Annotated in this window: 18 protein-coding genes and 3 pseudogenes; 7 read left to right on the top strand and 14 right to left on the bottom strand. The window is 70.0% G+C overall.

Annotation, left to right across the window (positions count from 1 at the left end; genetic code table 11):
• Window positions 1-607: 607 nt before the first annotated feature.
• On the bottom strand, window positions 608-1,567 hold the full coding sequence (gene tgmB / locus OG711_RS33160) for an ATP-grasp ribosomal peptide maturase (protein ID WP_329562235.1): 960 nt from the start codon (window positions 1,565-1,567) through the stop codon (window positions 608-610).
• Window positions 1,557-1,832, bottom strand: a complete 276-nt coding sequence (gene tgmA, locus OG711_RS33155; protein ID WP_329562233.1) for a putative ATP-grasp-modified RiPP — start codon at window positions 1,830-1,832, stop codon at window positions 1,557-1,559. Before tgmA ends, tgmB begins: the two co-directional genes overlap by 11 nt.
• 397 nt (window positions 1,833-2,229) lie before the next feature.
• Here tgmA and OG711_RS33150 point away from each other — a divergent pair, with 397 nt between their 5' ends.
• Both OG711_RS33150 and OG711_RS33145 read left to right on the top strand, forming a co-directional pair.
• Window positions 2,230-2,505: a hypothetical protein gene (locus OG711_RS33150; RefSeq protein WP_329562231.1), complete on the top strand. Its 276-nt coding sequence runs from the start codon at window positions 2,230-2,232 to the stop codon at window positions 2,503-2,505.
• A 69-nt stretch (window positions 2,506-2,574) separates the two neighbouring features.
• Window positions 2,575-2,649, top strand: a pseudogene (locus OG711_RS33145) (M15 family metallopeptidase); the annotation flags it as partial.
• Between the two features lie 491 nt (window positions 2,650-3,140).
• On the opposite strand, the gene OG711_RS33140 reads toward OG711_RS33145, so the two are convergent.
• The 9 genes and pseudogenes from OG711_RS33140 to pspAA all read right to left on the bottom strand — a co-directional run bounded on the left by OG711_RS33140 (window position 3,141) and on the right by pspAA (window position 8,665).
• Window positions 3,141-3,452, bottom strand: a complete 312-nt coding sequence (locus OG711_RS33140; RefSeq protein WP_073794898.1) for an SCO5918 family protein — start codon at window positions 3,450-3,452, stop codon at window positions 3,141-3,143.
• Window positions 3,453-3,502: 50 nt separating this feature from the next.
• Window positions 3,503-3,907: a CBS domain-containing protein gene (locus OG711_RS33135; protein WP_329562229.1), complete on the bottom strand. Its 405-nt coding sequence runs from the start codon at window positions 3,905-3,907 to the stop codon at window positions 3,503-3,505.
• A 46-nt stretch (window positions 3,908-3,953) separates the two neighbouring features.
• A complete protein-coding gene (locus tag OG711_RS33130) occupies window positions 3,954-5,480 on the bottom strand; it encodes a DEAD/DEAH box helicase (RefSeq protein WP_329562227.1) in 1,527 nt (508 codons plus the stop codon).
• Window positions 5,481-5,806: 326 nt separating this feature from the next.
• Entirely contained in the window at window positions 5,807-6,010 is a 204-nt protein-coding gene (locus OG711_RS33125; protein ID WP_329562225.1) for a cold-shock protein, read from the bottom strand.
• Window positions 6,011-6,753: 743 nt separating this feature from the next.
• Window positions 6,754-6,897: pseudogene (locus tag OG711_RS33120) on the bottom strand (IS5/IS1182 family transposase); the annotation flags it as partial.
• Window positions 6,898-7,031: 134 nt separating this feature from the next.
• Window positions 7,032-7,275: pseudogene (locus OG711_RS33115) on the bottom strand (Tn3 family transposase); the annotation flags it as partial.
• Window positions 7,276-7,459: 184 nt separating this feature from the next.
• Entirely contained in the window at window positions 7,460-7,708 is a 249-nt protein-coding gene (locus OG711_RS33110) for a PepSY domain-containing protein (RefSeq protein WP_266512903.1), read from the bottom strand.
• A gap of 300 nt (window positions 7,709-8,008) precedes the next feature.
• Complete coding sequence (locus OG711_RS33105) at window positions 8,009-8,218, bottom strand: cold-shock protein (protein ID WP_266512906.1); 210 nt, start codon at window positions 8,216-8,218, stop codon at window positions 8,009-8,011.
• 168 nt (window positions 8,219-8,386) lie between these two features.
• On the bottom strand, window positions 8,387-8,665 hold the full coding sequence (pspAA, locus tag OG711_RS33100) for a PspA-associated protein PspAA (protein ID WP_266512909.1): 279 nt from the start codon (window positions 8,663-8,665) through the stop codon (window positions 8,387-8,389).
• Window positions 8,666-9,096: 431 nt separating this feature from the next.
• Between pspAA and OG711_RS33095 the strand changes: the two genes are divergently transcribed.
• Window positions 9,097-9,660 carry a rho GDP-dissociation inhibitor gene (locus tag OG711_RS33095; protein WP_329562221.1) on the top strand — a complete coding sequence of 188 codons (564 nt, stop codon included), beginning with the start codon at window positions 9,097-9,099 and terminating at the stop codon, window positions 9,658-9,660.
• Here OG711_RS33095 and OG711_RS33090 read toward each other — a convergent pair.
• Complete coding sequence (locus OG711_RS33090; protein WP_329559071.1) at window positions 9,647-10,165, bottom strand: pyridoxamine 5'-phosphate oxidase family protein; 519 nt, start codon at window positions 10,163-10,165, stop codon at window positions 9,647-9,649. The two genes, OG711_RS33095 and OG711_RS33090, sit on opposite strands and share 14 nt — an antisense overlap.
• A gap of 236 nt (window positions 10,166-10,401) precedes the next feature.
• On the opposite strand from OG711_RS33090, the gene OG711_RS33085 reads away from it, so the two are divergent.
• Window positions 10,402-10,824: a serine hydrolase gene (locus tag OG711_RS33085; RefSeq protein WP_329562219.1), complete on the top strand. Its 423-nt coding sequence runs from the start codon at window positions 10,402-10,404 to the stop codon at window positions 10,822-10,824.
• Here the strand turns inward: OG711_RS33085 and OG711_RS33080 are convergent.
• Both OG711_RS33080 and OG711_RS33075 read right to left on the bottom strand, forming a co-directional pair.
• The gene (locus tag OG711_RS33080; RefSeq protein WP_405674303.1) at window positions 10,815-11,048 is read right to left on the bottom strand and encodes a hypothetical protein; all 234 of its coding nucleotides are present in this window, start codon (window positions 11,046-11,048) and stop codon (window positions 10,815-10,817) included. The genes OG711_RS33085 and OG711_RS33080 overlap by 10 nt on opposite strands.
• Before the next feature lie 233 nt (window positions 11,049-11,281).
• Entirely contained in the window at window positions 11,282-18,880 is a 7,599-nt protein-coding gene (locus tag OG711_RS33075; RefSeq protein WP_329562217.1) for an SDR family NAD(P)-dependent oxidoreductase, read from the bottom strand.
• Between the two features lie 506 nt (window positions 18,881-19,386).
• Here OG711_RS33075 and OG711_RS33070 point away from each other — a divergent pair.
• From OG711_RS33070 to OG711_RS33060, 3 genes are all read left to right on the top strand, one after another.
• Window positions 19,387-19,671, top strand: coding sequence for an acyl carrier protein (locus tag OG711_RS33070; RefSeq protein ID WP_073794921.1), 285 nt, complete (start codon window positions 19,387-19,389; stop codon window positions 19,669-19,671).
• Entirely contained in the window at window positions 19,668-20,942 is a 1,275-nt protein-coding gene (locus OG711_RS33065; RefSeq protein WP_329562214.1) for a cytochrome P450, read from the top strand. Before OG711_RS33070 ends, OG711_RS33065 begins: the two co-directional genes overlap by 4 nt.
• 177 nt (window positions 20,943-21,119) lie before the next feature.
• The gene (locus OG711_RS33060; protein WP_329562211.1) at window positions 21,120-22,103 is read left to right on the top strand and encodes a ketoacyl-ACP synthase III family protein; all 984 of its coding nucleotides are present in this window, start codon (window positions 21,120-21,122) and stop codon (window positions 22,101-22,103) included.
• The last annotated feature ends 13 nt before the right edge of the window (window positions 22,104-22,116 follow it).

The raw sequence follows: 22,116 nt of genomic DNA, 5'->3' as shown, positions 1-22,116 counted from the left end.
CTGGGGAGTTTCCACGGGCACGTCACTCTCTCCGGCTCCCCAGGACTCCGTCGATGACGGTGCGCCCTTTGGCTCCCGCTTCCGGCATGAAGTGAGCGTAGTAGCTCAGCGTGACGGTCGGCGAAGGAAGGCCCGAGCCCTCGCGCCAGGGTCACCAGGGACTCCCCCGCCTCCAGCATGACCGAGGCACAGGTGTGCCGCAGTACATGGAAGCCGTCCCTTCGCGCCGCCTCCCACTGCCACGCCTTCGCCCCTTCATGACGCGGCTCGATGCAGGGGGGACGAGGAGGTCGGCTCCCCGGTGACCGGGCCGTCGGTGTCGCCGGGGTGCACGTCGCCGTCGAGCTGGGTGACCAGGGTCTCGTCCGCGTACACCTCCCCCAGTCAGGTGCAGGCGCCTTCGGTGCCGGGCGCCGTGGGAGTCCGGACGGTCCCCTGGGGTCCGTCGCCGTGGCGGAAGAACGCAGGGACGAACACCTCGCGGGGTACCGCCGAGACGGCCGATCGCCGGACGTCCGATCGCGGCAGCCCCGCGTCCTCCAACCGGTCGGCCAGTTGCTCGCGCAGCCGGGCCGCGAGCGCTTCGGGGCCTGGGTGGCGGGGTCGGTCAGGCGGGAACGCCCTTCTCCAGTACGTCGGCGAGTGCGCCGACGATGGCGGTGCAGGTCGGCGGGTCCACGAATGCGAACTGCCCGTTCGGGTTGATCTCGTACATCCACCAGCGGCCGTCGTGGCCGAGCCCGAAGTCGAATGCGCCGAAGACCAGGCCCAGCCGGTGCATGAGTCGCTCAATGCCGGCCTGCACGTCTGCGGGCACGGCGATGGGGTCGAACGCGATCCGGTCGTAGTCCCAGCGCCAGTCGAGGTGGTCGCCGTCCACGGTGATACGGCTGGCGAACAGCCGGCCGCCGACGGCCGCGACCCGGATGTCGGCCACCTTGGCCACGGCCTGCTGGAAGAGGTGCGGACAGGCCGCCACTCCATCGCCGATCTCCGCCGGGTCGACCTGCCGTACCCAGATGGTCCGGTGCTCGCCGTCCTCGACGTAGGCGGTGGACCGAAGCGGTTTGTAGACGACCGGCCCGAACTCCGCAGCGAATGCGGCGGCCTCGGCGGGATCGTTCGTGATCAGGGTCGGAGGGACGGACAGGCCGGCACGCGCGGCCTCCGCGATCTGGTGCGGCTTGTATCCGGCGGCCAGGTTGCGGTGGGGATGGTTCACGTAGAGACAGTCGAGCGCTCCCAGGACGCCGCCCAGTCCGTGCCGCGCGTGCGCGGTGACGAAGGCCCGCTCCTGGGCATCAAGGTGCTCCGGCGCGGTGTACGGGGACGGTCTCCGGTAGTAGACCGAGCGCACGCTGCCGAGATCGAGGACGCGGCCGCGGCCGGTCGTCAGGGACCCCGTCCACGACCGCCCCGTCGGCACGAACGCCGAGAACGTCACCGCGTCCGTCCCCGGATCGAGCCGAACGACGGGAACCCGACGGCTGTTCAGTTCGGTGATCACCAGGTCGGCTGTCGGGTCGGCCGGCTCCGTGAGCACCACGACAGCAGGATCAGTACTCACGGTCATCGTCCTCCTCCGTCCGCTGATCGTGATCCTCGTCCCGCACGTCGGGGCCCGCGCCGTCACCCGGGTTGGTGGAGGTCCCGGTCCCGACGCCGCGGTGCGTCGAGTACCTGCCCATCTCCAACCGCTCCCCCGCCGGGTCCGCGTAGACCGCCGTCTGGGAATCCGGGTCCAGACCCACGAGGGTCGCGGTCCGCCTGCTCAGGGTCGGGTAGGGCTCCATACGCGTCAGACCCCACGGCACGCCGGTGTGTCGCTTCATTCTTCTCCTCCGACCGATGCTTGCCAGGATCGCCGCATTGTCCATGCGGCCTATAACAACGGGTAGGCCGGGAAGAAATTCTCAGTCACTTCTCAGCCGGGTCGGCTTCGCGTTGATTTCATCGGCGTGGGTACCGTCGGTGGGGTAGCCGGGTCAGGGTGAGTCGGCCACCGTGCTCCGAGGAGAGTGCGTTGCGAGATGGCAAGTGATGTCGGCGGGGCGGGAGCGGGGCTCACGTCCGCGACCGCCGTACGGCTGCTGAAGCTGGCATGCGAGGCCGTCGGTCTGGACGACCGGGGCGCGGTCCTCATCCGTGTCGGTGAGAACGCGCTGTTCCGGTTGGCCAGTGCGCCGGTGGTGGTGCGGATCGCGAGGTCTGCGGAGTACTTGCCCGAGGGTGGTCAACGAGGTGGCCGTCTCCCGCCGGCGCATCGGGGAGGGCATTGCCGCGGCACGAGTTCTTGAGGACGTCGACCAGCCCGTGGTGGTCGGCGGCCACCCGGTCACCTTCTGGCATCTGATTACCGCAGAGAACCGGAAGGCGACCTACGGAGAGCTGGGTAGTGCCCTCGCGACCTTGCACTCTCCGAAACCGCCGAGTGAGCTCCGGCTGCCTCGTTTCGATGTCTTCGGCCGGGCGGACCTGCGGATAGAGCGCGCGGATGTTCCCTAGGAGGATCGGATGTTCCTGCGCCACCAGCTCCGACACCTGCGTGATGCATTCGCGGCCATTCGCTTCGGGTCCGCGTTGGCGGCCGTCGACCTCACCCTGGCCGATGCCGGTGGGAACGAACTGGGCCTGGGCACACGGATGAACCGTGCCGGGCGGTGAGCAGACGTTCCAGTACGGCGCGCTGCTCGGCGGAGAACTCGAACCCCTGCTGGGCCTCGATGGTGGAAACGGTCTTCGCCACCGTGTCCGGGCCCACGACCGCGGTCCGCATCGGCCTGCCAACAGTCGCGCAGTACCGTCGTCCGCGACGCTTGCGGCTTCTCCGTTCTTCGCGGCCTTGGATGCCGTGGAGCCGGTGGTCCGCTCGCGGGTGGTGGCGCTGTCGTAGTCGATGCCGAGCCTTGTCAGCAGGTCGCGAACCTGGTTGTCGCGCTGGCTGAAGAGGCGGATGCTGGCCTCGGGGATCGCCGCGACCTCCCAAGCGCCTGTTCGTTCGTCGCGGCGGATCGAAGACCGGGGTCAGGTGAACCGGTTCCGCTTCCGTGGCCAGGTCCTTGCCCAAGGCGGGGTCAACGCGGATGCGTTCCAGGTCGGCCTCACCACTGTTCTGGTGGCGGCTGACGCCTGCACATCGGTCAGACGGCGGCAGGGGGGCCGAGCAGCGCGGAAGCCTGCTGGGACGGGGTGAGGGCGGGGAGGGGCGCGGTGGTGCGGCGAAGGGTGGGGCAGGTGAAGCCGAGCCGGGTCATGGCCCGGAGGATTTCACCGGCGCTGAAATCGCGGCGGTCCTGGCGTGTGATGACCTGCCCGACCTGCTTGACGGGGTAGGTACGGCGGCCGATGATGACGGACTCGCCGATGACCTGTTCGGGCTTGATGCCTTTCATGGATTCCAGGACGCCGCTCCTGGTGAGGTCGAACGGGAACCGGGCGATGATGCAGCGCATGATGCCTCACAGGGAGAAGAATTGGGGATGGTTCTGCCAGGTGAGGCGGTTCAGCGGGCAAGGGCGAGGGCGCCCGGAGCGATGCCTTGTTCGTCCACGACGGGCAGGGCATCGAGCGAGCGGTAGCGCATCGCGTGCTCGGCTTCGGCCATCGTGGCCACCGGCGAGGTGAACGGCCTGCGGTCGCCGAGGATGCCGCCCGGCCGAACCCGGTCCGTGCGGTCGGAGCTGTCACGGACTGCGGCGAGCTGAGCCCGGGTGACCAGTCCGGTGCACGGGTCGCCGTTGTCGCGGACGGGCAGGTGTCCGGCGCGGGCACCGGCCATGACGGACAGGGCCGCCTCGAAGGTCATGTCGTTGAGGACCGGCGGTCCGGCCGCGTCCCTCGCGTCGGCCACCGTTCTGCGCACCGGCGTGGCACTCGTCGATCGGAGCTTCATCTGAACAAGCGTCAAAACGTGCCTCCGGCAGAGATGTGTCAGTTTCCTGATCACGGCGGTTCTAGGCCGCCGCGTTGAAGGAGGTCTGCCGCACGATCACGCGCCGGGCAGCGGAAGCGGAGCTGCGGCGACCGCGTGAGGCAGCGCTGCGCTTGCGCGGCTCGACCACCGGCGCGGTGATCGTCACGGGGATGCCGGAAGGGTTCCGTGCGCCGGTGATCCGGCTGAGTGTCTCCTCGCCGGAGCGGACCTGGGCGGTCTGGGGCACGATGCCGGCGGCCGACATGAGGCGGGTCATGTCGCGGCGCTGGTTGGGGGTGACCAGGGTGACGACGCTGCCGGACTCGCCTGCTCGCGCGGTACGGCCGCCGCGGTGGAGGTAGTCCTTGTGGTCGGTCGGCGGGTCGACGTTGACGACGAGGTCGAGATTGTCGACGTGGATGCCGCGCGCCGCGACGTTCGTCGCGACGAGCACGGTGACATGCCCTGTCTTGAACTGGGCCAGGGTCCGGGTGCGCTGCGGCTGGGACTTCCCGCCGTGCAGGGCGGCGGCGCGGACACCGCTGTTCAGCAGGTCCTGCGTCAGCCGGTCGACGGCGTGCTTGGTGTCCAGAAACATGATCACCCGGCCCTCGCGCGCCGCGATCTGGGTCGTCGTCCGGTGCTTGTCGGCGCCGTGGACGTGCAGTACGTGGTGCTCCATGGTGGTGACCGCACCTGCGGACGGGTCGACGGAGTGGACGACCGGGTCGGTGAGATAGCGACGGACCAGGAGGTCGACGTTGCGGTCGAGGGTGGCGGAGAACAGCATCCGCTGACCTTCGGGGCGGACCTGGTCCAGGAGCGCGGTCACCTGGGGCATGAAGCCCATGTCGGCCATCTGGTCGGCCTCGTCCAGGACGGTGATCGCGACCTGGTTCAGCCGGCAGTCACCGCGGTCGATGAGGTCCTTGAGGCGGCCCGGCGTCGCGACGACGATCTCCGCGCCACCGCGCAGGGCACTGGCCTGCCTGCCGACCGGCATTCCGCCGACGACGGTGGCCAGGCGCAGCTTCACCGAGCGGGCGTAGGGGGTGAGCGCGTCGGTCACCTGCTGGGCCAGCTCACGCGTCGGCACCAGGACCAGGGCCAGCGGCTGGCGGGGCTCAGCGCGCTGTCCCGCGGTGCGGGCCAGCACGGCCAGGCCGAAGGCGAGGGTCTTGCCGGAGCCGGTGCGCCCACGGCCCAGGACGTCGCGGCCCGCGAGGGTGTTGGGCAGGGTCGCGCCCTGGATCGGGAACGGGACGCTCACGCCCTGCGCGGTCAGCGCGGCCAACAGCCCGCTGGGCATGTCGAGGTCGGCGAACGCCTCGACGGCGGGCAAAGCCGGAGTGATCGTCTTGGGCAGGGCGAACTCTCCCTGAACCGCCGCCGGCCGCCGGCCGTGGCCGCCCGGGCGGCCCGGCCCCCCGGAGCGGCTCGGGGCGGGCGAGCCGAAGCGGCTGCCCCGGCCCGAACCGGAGCCGGAGCCGAAGCCGGAGCCGAAAGCGGGGCCGCCTGTACGGCTGCGGGTGCGGGAGGAGCGGGCATTCGTACGTGTGGGGTTCATTCAGAACCTTCCTTGATACGGCACGTATCAAGGAATTCCCGCAGCGGAAGAGCAGCGCGGGGAATCACAAGAACGGGCCGGATGGAATGCGAAAGAAAATCTGACCTGCCGCGAATCCGATGCGGGTCCAGGAAAGAGAATGGGTGACGTCATACGGACGTGAAATCCAGGACGCCGACGGATGCGGCTTCGAAGGGGCCGCATCGCTGGAGAGAGGTCTGCCGTGCGCTGGTTGCCCTACAGGGTGCAACCTCTGTGGGACATGCCCGTAGCTGGGGCCCGCACCCCGAGGGATGCGGGCCCCAGCTACGAAGTGCGCGTCAGCGTCAGGCGGGAACGATGTTCTCGGCCGTCGGGCCCTTCTGGCCCGGCGCGATGTCGAAGGTGACCTTCTGGCCTTCGAGCAGCTCACGGAAGCCCTCGGCGGCGATGTTCGAGAAGTGGGCGAACACGTCAGCGCCGCCATCGTCCTGCTCGATGAAGCCGAAACCCTTGGCCGCGTTGAACCACTTCACGGTGCCAGACGCCATGTCATATCTCCCTGGGGCAGAGTGCCGGGCCCGCAATGCACGGGTACCGGGTCGCCGCGATGATGCCCCGACCGGAAAATGACCGGAAATACAAAAACGCATCCAACGGCTGAAGACACCGAAAGAAAACGCTTCAAATTTTGGGAACCAAGACTGCAACTGAAAACGACAGTAGCACGCGGTAGCGACCTGTGCGTGCCGAATGATTCGACTCTGTCAGCTGCGGTAAAACCTCTCCCCGCACGACGCGCTAAACCCTCACCCCGCGGTCATAGATATTGCCCCGCCCGCCGCACAGCATTTCAGGAAGAGCGTTCGCTGTTCACGACTCGTAGGACACGACTGCTCCCCTGACGCCATCCCGCCCAGACCTTCGGTCACCAGGAATCCGCCTGAGAAGCACGCATCACCCCAGGGGCCCCGGCCCACCAGGTCGCCATCGGCTCAGCGGCTACCGGACGCGCCCATCACCACGGCCCACAACGGGATGAACCTCCCCCGCTGCACGGCCGACTCCCTGCGCCCGGCTCTCGATGCCGCACGCCACCAGGACGCCGACAGCATTGGCGGCGGGTCCCGACCGAGCACCGTGACCAGTTCCGCTGCCACGACAGGCATCCGCCTGCCGGCACCGGCCCGCACTATCGGACTCGGCTTCTCCCATCCACTGGCGCCACACACCCTCTTCTTTTCTGCTCTCAGCCCCGGGGCAAAGGTGTCCATCGGACCTGTCAGGTCCCTCTTTTCAGTGCCCGCGTGTTCACCGAGTCGATCGCGCATCGCGACCAGTCCAGCTCACCGCGGGAACCGGGTTCGTCGAGGACCAGGCGGTGAAGCCTGGCCCACACCCTGGCCTTCGACCACTCCGAGAACCGCCGGTGGGCGGTCGCTTGTATGCGGGACGGGACAAGTGATCGTTCTCGGACTCCGCTCGGTTCCAACACCCCCGCTTCGCCCGACCGTCACCCGAAAGCGGCACGCCCTCACCACGGCGCCCGTGAGGACGGCCGGATAGCCGCCCTCACTCGCCGTCGGGGGCGTTCTCGTCACGTAGCGGGCGCAGGCCCCCGGGGAACTCGGGGAGCTTTAAGGAACACCGGCCGAGCATGTTGACGTGCTGCCGGACGAACGGGGAGGCGCGCGACCTCTTCGTCCCGGACCGCGAAGCCGTCGGCGCGGAGCTGGGTGACGACGGCGTCCATGTAGCGGGTGTTGAAGAGGACCAGAGCGTTGAGGACGAGGCCGAGGGCGCCGGTCTGGTCCTGTCCGAACCAGCTCAGCCTGACGAGATGATCTGGCCGAGCCACGATTCGTCACGGTGAGTGGGCGGGGTGAACTTGTAACAGTTGACTCGCCTTGGGCGTCTCGGGCGAAGCAGCGGAGGCAGCCCCACCTTCGGGGCTGCCTCCGCTGCTTCGCCCGAGACCGGTCTTCGATGGACTGCTGGGCTCAGTTGTCTCGCTCGTCCTTCAGAACTTCGCCGGTCTTGGCATCGACGTCGACGGCCCACTCGACGTTCTGCTGGTCGCGGAGCTCGACCTTGTAGATGTAGCGGCCGTACTCGTCTGCGAGCTCGCTGTCAGTCACGGTGGCACCGGGGTGCTTCGCGACGGCGGCTGCCTTCAGCTCGTCGAGGGACTTGATGGTCTTCGCGTTCACTAGCTTGACGACCTCGTCGGGCTGAACGTCTGTAGCCATGATGGCTTCCTTCGTGCCGGGGCTGCGGTGAGGGCAAGCTCGGGGTGTCCGCCTCGCGACATCACCGGTCATCGTATGGAGAGAGACCGTATCGCTTTGTGATCAGCCATCATTCGGTGAGGCCAACCGACAGAATCCACGGAGCTGTGGTGATGATGTGCTGCTGCAGGGCGGCTTCCCCCGCCCGCCAAGATCGCTTCCCGTGACCGGGCCCGCACCCTTGTCGGCGGCCACGCGAAAGGGGCGGCGGTCGTCCGGCCAGGGCCTGGACGACCGCCGCGCGGAGCGGTGCGTCGAACGTCAGGACTGCAACAGGCGTACCCTCTCCGCCTGCGGACCCTTCTGGCCCTGCGACACCTCGAACTCCACCCGCTGGTTCTCCTCCAGGCTCCGGTACCCGGTGGCCTCGATCGCCGCGAAGTGCACGAACACGTCCGCGCCGCCGTCGTCCTGGGAGAGGAAGCCGTACCCCTTCTCCGCGTTGAACCACTTCACCGTGCCTGTAGCCACAAGCTCCACCCTTCACCGCCGTCGGCGGCGCGACACCCGCGCCGGGCCCGCACGCGCGGACCTCATGGCGATCATCACCCTCACTCGGACCGCGCCCCCGTGATACCCCACACCACCCACCCGAATGAGCGACCCGGCGGGGCTCTGCAAGGTGTTCCGTGCGGTGGGTCAGCTGGGGATGAGGCCGTCGTCACTGAGCCTCCCGCGGACTTCGTCGAGGGAGGCGTCGGGTGCGGGGATGACGAGTTCGGAGGGCGCCAGGGCGTCGTTGGGCAGGGGCTCGCCCAGGCGTCGGACCGCGTCCAGCAGCGCGCCGAGGGTCCGCCTGGAGCCTTCCTCGTCGCCGTCCTCCATGTAGGCCAGAAGTTCTTCGTCGAGCCGGTTCAGCTGGGAGAGGTGCGAGTCGGCCGGTTTGACCTGGCTTTCGCCCATGATGCGAACGATCACGATGGTCTTCCGCCCCTGGGAGGTTCCCCGGCTCTCGCCGGCCGGAGTGCTGTCCTCATCCCACCGCCGCCCCGGCCGGTGGCGACGCCGTGCCGGGGCGGGTCGGACGGCCACCACCCTTTCGCATGAGACCGGGGCCCTGCCCAGGCTCGCCCGGAGGAGAAGAGGAGAGTCGCCCCCCGGGGGAGAGCGGCACCGCCGCCAGACAGCAGCCGGGCAGGCAGCGCGGGAGCACCGGACGGCCGCCCGGCCGGACAGCCCCGGTGAGGAGCAACGGCACGCCAGGCGGGTACGGCCGGCGGATTCCAGATCAACGGGGCGGGGCCCGGGCCATGGCCCGGCGAGGGCCGGAAGCAGGGGAGACCACCGTGTTCTCCTGCGATGCGGGCCGCGCACCCGGCCGGCCCGGCCCGACAACCGAGGGAGACGACATGCCCGAGCAGGAGACGAGCAGCACGGTGGCGCAGGCGGCGGACGACGGACGGCGGCTGGTCCTCCGGTCGCTGACCCTGGAGAGCGAGGGCGGCACCCCGACCACCTGGCAGCTGGACGACCCGCAGGCGCTCGCCGAACTGAAGGAGAAGGGGTTCACCCTCACCGAGGGCAGCCACTACAAGCTCCGCTACGCCTTCCAGGTGCGGCACGACATCATCTCGGGCCTCACGTACGTCTCGGCCACCTCCCGCCAGCGCATCAAGGTGGGCAAGGAGCAGGCGCTGTTGGGCGCGTTCGGCCCGCAGGCGGCACTGCACAAGTACACGGTTCCCCGCTCCGACCGGTGCAAGACGCCGAGCGGCCCCCTGCTCGAGCGCAGCGAAGCGGAGTTGAGAGCTTGGGGGCGGGGCAGCCTCGGGTCGCTGTTGTACCGGCGGGCGCTGGGCGAGGCTGTCGCCACGGTGCCGGCGGTACGCGAGGGCGCGCCGTCGACCGGCCCCGCACCCACGTACGCGCAGGTGCAGGTCCTCGTCGACGGTCCCGGCGTCACGGGCCGGTGAGCTTGTCGAGGTCGGGGGCGTAGACGGTCGTCCAGTGCGGGTTCAGCCGGTAGTAGACGACCTCGCGGTTCCAGTCGAAGGCGTCGTCGTTGTAGAAGTCCTTCAAGTAGGCGCGGAGTTCCTGCCAGTCGGCCGTGGTCCCGGCGTCCTCGGGGTTCATCTCCTCCACCGTGCCGTGGGTGAACACGCCGAGGTCCTCGCCGCGCATGTGCGCGACGCTGGCGGCCGGACGGGCCGCGAGATGACGCGCCTTGGCGGCGTTGCGCGCCGTGCCGAAGTGCCACCGGCCGTGCAGGAAGTGCCCGTCGGCGCCGCTGATCCGCGGTTCGCCCTTCGCGGTCACCGTGGAGAGGGCGAGCGTGCACATGCCGGTGAGGACCCCGGTGAGCTGCGCCGCCGTGATGGTGCGGCCCTCGACGATCGAGCGGAGGTGTGCGGTCGAGCCGGAGAGGGAGGAGTCGAGGAGGGACTGGAGCTTGTCGAGTTCTTCCGGGGTTTCGCGCATACGTCCATCGTCGGCCGTAAACCCGACACCCTCTGTCGTCATTGATGAAGCAGCGGTGAGGTTGCTCCGCGCGGGTCGCGCTCGGTGCTGCGTGGATGGCAACAGGTGGGGGACGCACGCCGGGACATGTTCATGTATGCGCGGTTGATCGACGAGCTGTGATGCCGTTGGTCCTGCTGTCAGGCCGCACGAAGCGGTTTTCCCTTGAACTGATTGAGCAGCCATGATGTGCCGCCGTGACGGATTTCGTGGTTGCGCTGGAACGGGGAGAGCTTCTCACCCGCGGTTCCCTGAACGCGATGTTCACCCCGCGTGCCGTCCCACGTATCCGGTTTCCGTCGCCGCTGGCCGTCTCGGGGTACGGCTACGACGTGTTCATCGAAACCCTGGCCGGGCACCCGGCCCGTTTCCACCACGGCGACAATCCCGGCCACCGCTCCTTTCTGGTCCGCCTCCCAGAACAGGACACCGCGATCGCCGTCCTCACCCGCGACGAACACACCGGCCCGTACACAACCCTGTCCGCACTGACCGCCGGATACCTCACGGTGCGACTCGGCACTCCGCAACCGGCAGGGATGCAGCGGGACCCGGAACGCCCGGGGCCGGAGGGGAAGATCGGCGTACCCCGTTCTTCGGCCACGAGCTCTCACATCTGAACCCCGAGGCGACAATTCCAGCCGGTGGCCCACGGCAGTCCCGGGTCAAGAGCACGTACTCGGCCGGCGCCGAACTCATGGGCATGGCCGCCGCGCCACTCCCCCCACTGCGGGTCGTCCGGGACGGCCTCGGGTCCGGCGACGCCGGCACCCGCAAGGAACACGACCAGGTCGTGGCCGCTGTAGGCGGTTCCGAGGATCTCGCCCCGGCCGCTGCCGCGCACGGTGACTCTCCGGCCGCCCGAGAGGGAGGCTCGGTGCACGACGAACGCAGGGGTACCGGGAACATTCGTGATGCCTCCCGCAGCGTCGCGGTTCCGGGCATCACGGGCGCGGCGTGATCGCTGCGGGCCAACGGCGACCAGGTCGGCCTCTCAACGTCGGCAGCCCGATCCCGGGGCCGGATCCTTCGGCGAGGTGAGGAGCTGAGCGGTCCTGATGAGGAGCATCCGGCATTTCAGGTCTGCGAAGACGGGCCAGGGGTGGGTTCCTGCTGGAGGTTGAGGCGGGTGAGGACGCGGTGGGTGATGGCGGTGAGGTCGGCGGCGTTGGTGAGTTCGACGGGTGGGAGTTCGCAGGCGAAGGTGTTGCGTATGGCGGTGCTGAGTTCGGTGGCCATGAGGGAGTCGACGCCCATCTGGTCGAGGCGGCGGTTGGTGCGGATGTGGTCGGGGGTGGTTCTGAGGGTCGCGGCGAGGAGCTCACGCAGGGCGTTCTCGACGAGGTCGGCTGCTTCTTCCGGGTCGGCGTGGGTGAGTTGTTCACGGAGGAGGGGAGTGGCCGTGTCGTCCTGCGGGGGCAGGAGTCCGGCGGTCCGGGGGGCGGTGAGGGTGCTGACGAAGCCGGCGGCGGTGGCCCAGTCCATGTGGGTGAGGGCGATGGCGGGGCTGGGCAGATATACGGGAGGTTGGGCGAGGAGCCGGTCCAGGTTCTGGAGGGCTTCGCGGGCGGTGGTGCCGGTCATTCCCCGGGCGGCCAGGGTCCCGCCGGTCTGGTCGCGGTGGACGAACCCGGCGTCGGAGATGACCCCGAACTGGATGGCGAGTACGGGTGCGCCCTCGCGCCTGCGTCTGCGGGCGAGGCTTTCCATAGCCAGGTTCGCGGCACTGTAGGCGGCCTGCGTGGTGTTGCCGGTGAGCGCGGTGACGGAGCTGTAGAGGGCCAGGAAGTCCAGATCGAGTCCGCTGGTGAGCCGGTCCAGGATGAGGGCGCCGGTGAGTTTGGGCGCGAGGACCTTCGTGAGGCGCTCGTCGGTCAACTCGGTGAACGGGGCGTCGTCGAGGACCATCGCGGCGTGCACCACTCCGGCCAGACGTCTGCCCGCGGCGGTGATACCGGTGACGATGGTGTCCATCGCCTCGTAGTCACCGGCGTCGGCGGCGTGGGCGGTGACGCTGACGCCGCCGTGCCGCAGATCGGCGAGGAGTGCTTCCGCTTCGGGGGCGTCGGGGCCTCTGCGGCTGACGAGGGTGAGATGGCGGGCTCCCCGGCCGGCGAGGTGGCGGGCGGTGGCCGCGCCGAAGCCGCCGAGGCCGCCGGTGATGAGGTAGTCGGCGTCGGGGTCGAGGGGGGCCGGGTCGGGTGCGGTGTGTACGGGGACGGTGTCGGTGAGGTCGATGACGACTTTGCCGATGTGACGCGACCGTTCCATGGATTGGAATGCCTCGCCGATGCGGGAGGCGGGGAACACCTGGTGGGGCGGCGGGTGCGCGGTGCCGGTCCGTACGGCGTCGGCCAGGGAGCGGACGAGGGCGTCGCCGCTGGGCGAGTACTCGGTGAGCAGGGGGGCGACGTCGACGCCGAAGAAGGTGAGGTTGTTCAGGAAGGGGGCGAGGAGGAGCGGGCTGTCGGCAAGGAAGTCCCGTTTGCCCAGTTCGATGAAGCGGCCGTGGGGTTTGAGAAGTTTGACACTACGGGCGAGAGCTTCCCCGGCGAGGGAGTTGAGGACGACGTCGACGCCTTCGCCGCCTGTGATCTCACGGATCTGATCGGCGAATTCGAGGGTGTGGGAGTCCAGGACGTGGCGGACGCCGAGGAGGCGGAGCAGGTCCCGTTTGCCGGGGGTGCCGGCGGTGGCGATGACGGTGGCGCCGACACGCTGTGCGTACTGGACGGCGAGCATTCCCACGCCGCCGGCGCCCGAGTGGACGAGCAGGGTTTCGTTCCGGCTCAGGTGGGCCAGATGGCGCAGGGCGAGCTCCACGGTGATGAAGACGCCGGGCAGGGTGACCGCTTCCGTGCTGCGCAGGGTGTCGGGTACGGGGATGAGCCGGTCGGCGCGCAGCACCGCGTGGGAGCCGAAACAGCCCACCTTGATCCCGGCGACCCTGTCCCCCACCGAAGGGGTGGTGACATCGTCGGCGACGGCTTGGACGGTTCCCGCGCAGTCCATCCCCAGGGGGCTGGTCGGATCGTCGGGGGCTCTGGGGGGTGCGGGCACCCGGCCGGTCACGGTCATGATGTCCCGGTAGTTCAGGGCTGCCGCTTCGACGGCGATCACCACCTGGCCGGGTGGCGGTACCAGGGGCGGGACCGCCTTCCAGCGCAATTCGTAGTGCGGTACGCAGGCGGGGACTTCGAGGGTGAACCGCTGGGAGGTTCCGTGGCTGCTGGGGCGGGTGGGGGCGGGGAGGTTCTGCACTCGGGGAACGAAGCGCCCTTCGGGGGTGAGGAGGACTTCTTCCTCCTCGGTCGGCGTGCTCAGTTCGGCGACCAGCGCGTCGACCGGGTCGGGGGATCCCTCCGGCAGGGGGAGAGAGATGCGGTGCACCGGGGTGGTCGGCAACTCGTTGGCCAGGCTTCGTGCGGCTCCCCAGAGCGCGGCGGCGACCGGTTCGCCGGGAGGGTGTTCCGGGGTGTGGGCGGTGCTGCGGGTGATGAGCCACAGACCGGTCCGGTCGGTGTCGGTGTGGTGCTGATGGACCTGGGCGAGGGTTCGCAGGGTGCCCAGTTGGCGGATGGCCTCGTCGGTGAGTGCCTGCGGATCTGTGTCCTGCTCCGTCGTCCTGTCGTGTTCGTCGCCGCCGATGAGGACGAGGGAGGTGGGTCCGGGTGAGGACCGCATCGCCTTGGTCCAGGAGCCGGGGTCGTCGGCGTCCTCGATGAGCTGTGTGCCATGGGGGAGGCCGGGGCTGTTGGGCAGGGTCTCGGCGAGTTCGCGGGCGAGAGCGGCGTTTCGGCCGTGGGCGGTGCCCGTGGCGGCGATGAGCCAGCGGGTCGTGTCCTGCGGGTCGGTCCGCTCGGGTGCCGGGTGGGCCGGTCCCGGGGCCTTGGTGTCCTGGTGCGGTGAGGCGGCGGCGAGGATGAGGGAGTAGTCGCGCAGGTCCGGATCGGCGTGGTCGCCGAGCTGGACCGGGGTATCGAAACCGCTGGCTTCCAGCAGGGTGCGCCATTCCTCCCAGGACAGCATGGGGCCGTCGGGACGCCGTGCTGTGTCCTCGTAGTCCCAATAGCTGTCGAGCATGCCGAAGACGGGGGTGGCGACGTCGTGGTTGTGCGACTCGATCGCCAGGAGGTGGCCGTGGTCGGCCAGCAGACCGGAGACGTAGCGCATGGTGCGGTCCATGTCACGGGCGGTGTGCAGGGCGTTTGCGGCCAGGACGATGTCGAAGCTGCCCGGGGTGAAGCCCTGCTCAGTGGGGTCCTGGTCGAGGTCCAGGCGCAGGTAGTCGACGAAGTCGTGGGCGGCGAGGCGTTCGCGGCAGTGCGGGAAGAAGGCGGGCGAGATGTCGGTGCAGGTGAAGCGGGTGAGCTCGGGAGGCAGCACGGGCAGGACGGCGGCGGTCAGCCCGCCGGTGCCGGCTCCGACCTCCAGCACCCGCAGCGGCCGGCCCGGCGGCCAGTTCTTCAGGGACGCCCGCAGCAGATTGCGGGCCAGCCGGTACTGGTAGACCAGGTTGGGGGTGAAGTCGTAGACCCGTGAGGCGAGGTTGTCGACGGAGAAGAGGAATTCCAGGGGGTCGATCCGGCCATGCAGGATGTCCGCGTAGTGGAGTCCGGTGACCGCGTAGGGGTACAGGGCCGCGCCGATGGAGGGGTGGGCGGTGAGTGTTTCCTGGACGATGCGTTCGAGTGCGGGTTCGGTGGCGATCCGCCAGGTGTCCTGTCCGGTAGCGCGCAGGACCCCGCGTGCCTCGGCCAGGCGGCACAGTGCGGTGAGCCAGCGGGAGTGCTTGGGGTGGACTCCGGTGGCGAGCACCGCCGGGACGCTGAGAGGTCGGTCCGCGCCGAGGATGTCGGTGAGGGCGCGGGCGATGCTGTGGGCGGCGGTGTCCACCACACCGGTGCGGAAGTGGGTCAAGTCGTGCAGGTGCTGGTCGCCGGGTCCATCCGGCCAGATGTCTGCGGCGGCCGTCTCCTGCGGGGAGGGCAGCGGGGTGGGGCGTGCCGAGGTGCCGGGCAGGGGGGCGGCGCGCAGGACTTCGGCCAGCAGCGAGGGGGCGGCCGGTTCGGCGGCGTTGAAGCGGCGCAGCCGGCAGCCGATCGCTTCCAGGGCCACGTTGCCGTCGGTGTCCGTGACGGTCAGATCCCAGGTGTGCTCGGTCCGGTCCCCGCGCCGACCCGTGACGTGTACGTGTCCGGTGGCGGGCAGGTCCGTCCACGACCGTACGGCGGCGAACCCGGAGGGCAGGTAGGGCACCACCGTGTCGCCCTCGGTGGCCAGCAGCGGCACGCCCGACTGGAGGGCGCCGTCCAGCACGCTCACGTCGGCGGTGTGCCGGCCGGACGGGGGGACGGGAGCCGTGAAGTCGGCGAGCACCTCGGTCTCGCCGACCGCCAGTGCGGTCAGCGGCCGGAACGCCGGCCCGTAGGGCAACTGGGCACGGGCGCAGGTGGCGTAGTGCTCCTCTCGGGTCTGGCGGCGGGTGGTCCTGGCCCGGATGGCGGCCAGGTCCAGCGGAGGCGGCTGCGGCAGGGTGAGTCGCTGTACCCGGCAGTGGACCAGTTCCCGCCAGGGGCCTGAGGTTCCGTCACGGCTGGCGATGGTGCACCGGCCGCCGGGGGCGACCGTGGTCTGGAGGCGGATGTCCATCGCGGGATCGTCGAAGGGCAGCGTGAGCCCGGCGTCGATGGACAGGTCGGTGACTTCGGCCGCCGCGTCGAGGGCATTCTCCCCGGCGGTGAGGGCGACATCGACGTAGGCGGCGGCGGGAAGCACCACGGCGCTGCCCACCTTGTGGTCGGTGAGCCAGGCGAGCGGGCCCGGCTCCAGCTGCTGGTGCCAGGCGGGGTCGAGGGTGGGCAGCCGCTCACCGAGCAGCGGATGCTTTCGGGCCGGGGCGTCCTGCTGGGCGGACTCCTCCCACCATGACGGCTCGCCGGACCAGTGCCGTTCGCGCTGCCAGGGGTAGGCGGGCAGGGGCACGGCACGGCCGCGGACCGGGAAGAAGGGAGTCCAGTCGGTGGTGGCGCCGGTGGCCAGCACCGCGGCGATCGCCGAGCGGATCAGCGGCGGGCCGGCCTGGTCGCGCAGAAGTGTGGACAGGACGGTGACCTGTTCCGGCCGTCGTACGGTGCCGGTGCGCAGATACGGGGTAAGGGCGGCGTGGGGGCCGATCTCCACCAGTACCGTGCAGCCGCCGTCCAGCAGTGTGTCCAGCGCGTCGGTGAAGCGGACGGGTTCGCGGATGTTGCGCCACCAGTACTCCGCGTCGAGGTCCGGACCGTCCACCACCCGGCCCGTCGTCGAGGAGACCATCGGGATACGGGACGGACGCCCCGGGAGGTCCTGGAGCGAATCCAGCAGCACCTCCCGCACGGGATCCATGGACGCACTGTGGAAGGCGTAGTCCAGGGGCAGTTCGCGGAAGAACACCTCCCGCGCCTCCAGTGCCCTGCCCAGTTCCGCGATCGCCGCCGTCGCGCCGGACACGGTGACGGCATCGGGCCCGTTGATCCCGGCGATCACCAGCCGTTCGCCGAACGGGATGAGCGCCTCCTGTGCGGCGGCGGGGCCGAGTCCGATCGCGGCCATCCGCCCGCTGCCCGCGGTCCTGCTCTGGGCCCGGCTGCGCTCCGCGATGACCTGGCAGGCGGCGGCCCGGCTCAGGGCGCCCGAGCAGTAGGCGGCGGCGACATCGCCGACGCTGTGGCCGGTGACTCCCGCCGGGGTGATACCGGCAGCCGCCAGCGAGGCGACGAGTCCGCCCTGCACCGCGAAGAGCAGCGGCTGAGCGACCTCGGTGCGCTCAAGTTCCGGCGCGCCGACGGGGCGGCGCAGCGCCTCCAGGACCGACCAGCCCAGCCGGGGCAGCAACTCTCCGTCGATGAGGGCGACCTCGCTCAGGAATGCCTCGTCCGCCGCCAGCAGGTCCCTGGCCATACCGGGCCACTGGGAGCCGTTGCCGCTGAAGACGAAGCCCACCGAGCTCCCGTCCCGTTCGGCGGTTCCCCGGGCGCTGCCCGCGACCGGCTCGTCGCCGGCGGCCAGAGCTCTCAGGCCGGCCGCCGCCCGGGCCGCGTCCGAAGCCAGGACCACCGCCCGGTGCTCCCGCCGTGTACGGCGCAGACAGCTCGTGTAGGCGATGTCGTAGAAGTCGTCCGGAACGGATTCCAGGTGATCGGCGAGCAGCCGGGCCGTCTCGTTGGCCGCTGCTTCGGTGGCGCCCGAGGTCATCACCGGCAGCTCGCCTTCCCCGCGCGTGCTGTCGGCTTCCCCGCGCCCGCTGTCGACCGGCGCGGCTACGGGCGCGGCCCGGAGAACGACATGGACGTTCGCGCCTCCGAACCCGAAGGAGTTCACCCCCAGCACTCCGTCCGGTGCGAGCGGCAGCGGGCGCGGGGAGGTGACGGGTTCGAGCCCGAGACCGGTGAAGTCGATCTCGTCGTTGAGGGGCAGCGCGTGCAGCGTGGCGGGGATCGTCTCGTGGCGCAGGACGAGCATCGCCTTGAGCAGCCCGGCGACCCCGGACGCCGCCTCCAGGTGTCCCAGCGTCGACTTCACCGAGCCGATCAGCAGCGGCTGCGCTCTTCGGCTGCCCAGGGCCCGGCCCAGCGCCTGGCACTCCAGCGGGTCTCCGGCCGGGGTCCCGGTGCCGTGTGCCTCCACGTAGGCGACCCGTTCCGGATCGATGCCCGCCCGCGTGTAGACGCTTTCCAGGAGTTCCTGCTGCGAGGTGGCGCTGGGAAGGGACAGGCCCGACGTCGTGCCGTCGTCGTTGACCGCACTGGCCACGATCACGGCCTCGATCCGGTCACCGTCGGCGATCGCCGCACGCAGCGCCTTCAGCACGAACACACCCACTCCCTCGCCGCGCACATACCCGTCGGCGCCCGCCGAGAAGGGATGGCAGCGTCCCGTGCGCGAGAGCATGGACGCCTTGGAGAATCCGATGAAGTCGGCCGGGTTGAGCATCACATTGACCCCGCCCGCGACTGCCAGCGTGCTGCGCCCGGTACGGATCGCCTCGCAGGCGTGGTGCACCGCGGTCAGGGTGGAGGAGCAGGCGCTGTCGACGGCGAACGAGGGGCCGTGGAAGTCGAAGACGTAGGAGATCCTGTTGGCGGTGTTGCAGGACGCCGACCCGCTCATGGCATAGGCGTTGATGGTCCTGAGCCGGCGGACCTGGAGTTCGTAGTAGTTGCGGTCGGAGACCCCGATGATCACGGCCGTGTCGCTGCCCGCCAGTGCGGCGGAGTCGAGCTGGGCGTCGTCGAAGGCCTCCACCGTGCACTCCAGCAGGAGCCGTTGCTGGGGGTCCACCCGGGATGCTTCCTTGGGGGAGATGCCGAAGTAGTCGGCGTCGAATCCGCTGATGTCGTCGAGGAACGCGCCGGTGGTGGAGTACGTCTTGCCCTCGTGCTGCGTGTCCTGGTCGAAGAACCGCTCGGGATCGAAGCGTTCGGGCGGTACCGGCGTGAGGACATCCTTGCCCGCGTTCAGGGTGCGCCACAGGTCCTCGCGGCTGTTGATGGCTCCCGGCACGCGAAAGCCCAGCCCGACGACGGCGACCGCGTCCTGCGGTTCGGTGGAACGGGCCGGGTACTCGGCGGACATCGCCGCTTCACCACGGGTAGGGGCACCGCGGCCGTTCTGCCGGATGGAATGCGCGGCCATCGGATTCTCCTCGCAGGACAGATGTTCACCTGATGAATCAGGCCGACGACCGCGTTCGCGTCAGGTGTCCGGCGTGAATCCTGGATCGGCCGCTCCGTTGGCGGACTCGACCGGCCGGGAACCGGGCCGGTCGGGCAACCGGTGCATGAAAAGTCGACTTCGCCTCATCGCGAGGCGACGGGTCGCCATCGACGCGACCCCTGTGACCGCCTCCCCGACCCCAGTGACATACGGGATGAAATGCCGGGAAAGTGCGTATCCATGCTTGCACGCCACCGCTACGGAAGCGACCCGCAGAGATCAGCGGAGGCGACCCCCGGAGAACAGGTGCCTGTCACGCGGCCCCTCCCCGCTCAGCGCGAATCCCCCGGCGGACAAGCGTAGGGTCGAAAAAACCGTGCCTGTCGGCCCGACATCCCCTTGAACGTCCCGGACACCGCGGGACCACGTGCAGGAAGTCACCGGCCCCGCTCACGGCCTTTCCGCAGGAGAGAAGTGTGTGCCGCATGAACCCCCCACCGAAGCAGAACCAGGCGGCGCTCGCGCCGCACCTCCAGGAACGTCTGCACCGGTTGCTGGACCGGGAGTTCGAATGGAACGGGACCGTCACGGAAGAGGACGACCGTCCGCTGCTCAACCTGCCGGGCGTGGACTCCCTGGGCTTGCTCAGGGCCATGACCTGCATACAGAAAGAGTTCTCGGTTGCCTTCAGCGACGAAGAACTCTTCGATCTGCGCACGGTCGGTGATCTGCGTGCCCTGCTGGCCGCCAAAGCCGGGAGCGGGCCATGACCTCCCCGGACCAGCCGACCCCGGCCGTCTGCCCCGCCCGGACAGGCGGGAACCGGCATCTGATGGACGCCGCCTTCCCCCATGAGGCGTTCCCCACCGCCATCCGCGATCTCGCCGACACCGGACCGGTCCACCCGGTCGTCCTCCCCGGCGGCCTGCACACATGGCTCGTCACCGATCACCACGCCGCACGCGCCCTGGCAGGCGACCAACGACTGACCCTCGACATCCGCGAGATCCCCGAACCCCCTTGCGGCCTCGGCCGCACCCGCTACCCCGAGGACGGACTGGCCGTGCGGGGGCGCCATTTGATGAACATCGACGGCGCCGACCACGACCGCCTGCGCCGGCAGGTCTCCCCCCTTCTCAGCCACGCGGCCGTCCAGCCGCAGCGGCCGATGATCGAAGCCGCGGCCGAGAACGCCTTGCGGGACCTCGCCGGCCAGGACCCCGCCGATGTGGTCGCCCACTACGCACGCCCCCTGGCCAGCGACGTCATGAGCACCCTGCTCGGCGTCCCGGCCGACCTCCGCGCACCGCTTGCCGACGTCACCGCCAGGCTCGGGGAACCCGACCCCCCGGACAGCGAACCCATGCACGCCGCCCTCCTCGAACAGTTCGACCTGGTCAGAGAGGCCATGGAACGACGCCGCACGGACCCGGGCGACGACCTCATCACCGTGCTGCTGAAAGCCCACGGCCGAGACCGGATCACCCGCATGGAGATCCAGGCAATGATCTCGCTCCTGACCGCCGCCGGGCTGGAAACCACCGCCACGCTCATCGCCTACGGCACCGCCCTGCTGATCGAGCACCCCGACATCCGACGCACCCTGCTGACCGACGACGACAGCGCCCAGGCAGTCGTCGAGGAACTCCTGCGTCACCACGCACCCCTGTTCACCGCGGGCTGGCGCTTCACCACAGAACCCGTTGAGGTCGGCGGCACCACCATCCCAGCAGGCGCCTTCGTGCTGCTCTCGCTCGCCGCCGCCAACAAGGACCCCGGCGTCTTCCCCCACCCCGACGACTTCCGCACGGACCGCCCCAACGCGGCCCAGCTGATGTCCTTCGGCCACGGACCCCACTACTGCCTGGGCTCGCACCTCGGCCGGCTGGAAGGACGTATCGCCCTGCGCGCCCTCTTCCGGCGCTACCCCTCCATCGCGCTCGCCACCGAACCCGACGCCCTCACCTGGCAGGGCGCCACCCTCAACCGCCGCCTCACCACCCTCCCCGTCACCCTCGGCACGGCGCGACAGCGGCCATGAAGACCCCGGCGCGACGGACGACACCATTGCCGCAGGCGGACCGGAACACGCCGGACCGAACCCCGCAAGCCCGGCGGTGGCAGACACACGTACCCGCAGACGCGGATACCCACTCCCCAGCCGTTCGGCCGCCTTCCCCTCCCGCTCCTCCCCCGCCGGCCGACGGGAAGGACGACCGTGAGAACCGACATCCCCCTCTACATCAACGCAGCCGCGCTCTGGCTGCCCCAAACCGCCTCCACAGCCGAGGAAGCCGCCGCGTCCGGAGTCATCCGACTGCGTGCCGCCGAGGCCGAAGGCTTCGCCCAACTGGCCGTCTGCCATGACCGCACGGTCTCGAGCATGGCCGCCGAAGCCGCCCGCACCGCTCTTGAGGACGCCGGTCTCACCCCCGACGACGTGGACCTCCACATCCATTGCTGGGTCTACGAACAGGGCGAGGGGGTCTGGAGCCCGGCCCACCGCGTCGCCCGGCTCACCGGCGCCCACCACTGCATGGCGTTCGGCCTGCAACAGCAGTCCAACAGCGGAGCCACCGCGATCGAAACAGCCCTCACCAAAATCGCCACGGACCCCCGGACCACCACGGCCCTGATCACCACCGCCGACAAGTTCAACGAAGTCCCCCAAGGGCGCTGGTCCCCGCTCTCCGACGGCGGCCCCCTCGGCGACGGCGCCACCGCCGTCGTCCTCACCCCCTCCCCGGGCCCGCTGCTCATCGAATCCATCGCGGGCCACGGAGACACCAGCCTCGAACCCGACTTCCCCGGCCGCGACCCGTTCGGACTCCAGCCCCCCGACCCGAACGGCTCCCCCTTCCGCAAACAGGACGTCCTCAAGCGCATGCGGGCCTGCGTCAAGCACGCCGTGGACGACGCCCTCGACGACGCCCACCTCAGCCCCGACGCCCCCGGGATCGACTCGGTCCTCCCCTGTTTCCTGGGCCAGACCTTCATCGACTGGACCATCCGCCCCGCCCTTCCCGCCCCCCTCCAGGACAAGATCCGCCGGTACGGCTCCCACACCGGCCACCTCGGGGGCGGCGACCTCACCGCCAACCTCGCCTTCACCCTCAAACAACCACCCCCACCCGAGAGCCACACCCTGCTCGTCAGCGTCGGAGCCGGCTACTGCGCCACCTGCCTCGTCGTACGCGCCTGACACGCACCCGCAA

This window comes from Streptomyces uncialis, assembly GCF_036250755.1.
In the GTDB taxonomy this organism is placed as follows: domain Bacteria; phylum Actinomycetota; class Actinomycetes; order Streptomycetales; family Streptomycetaceae; genus Streptomyces; species Streptomyces uncialis.
This window is presented reverse-complemented; position numbering and strand designations above follow the sequence as displayed.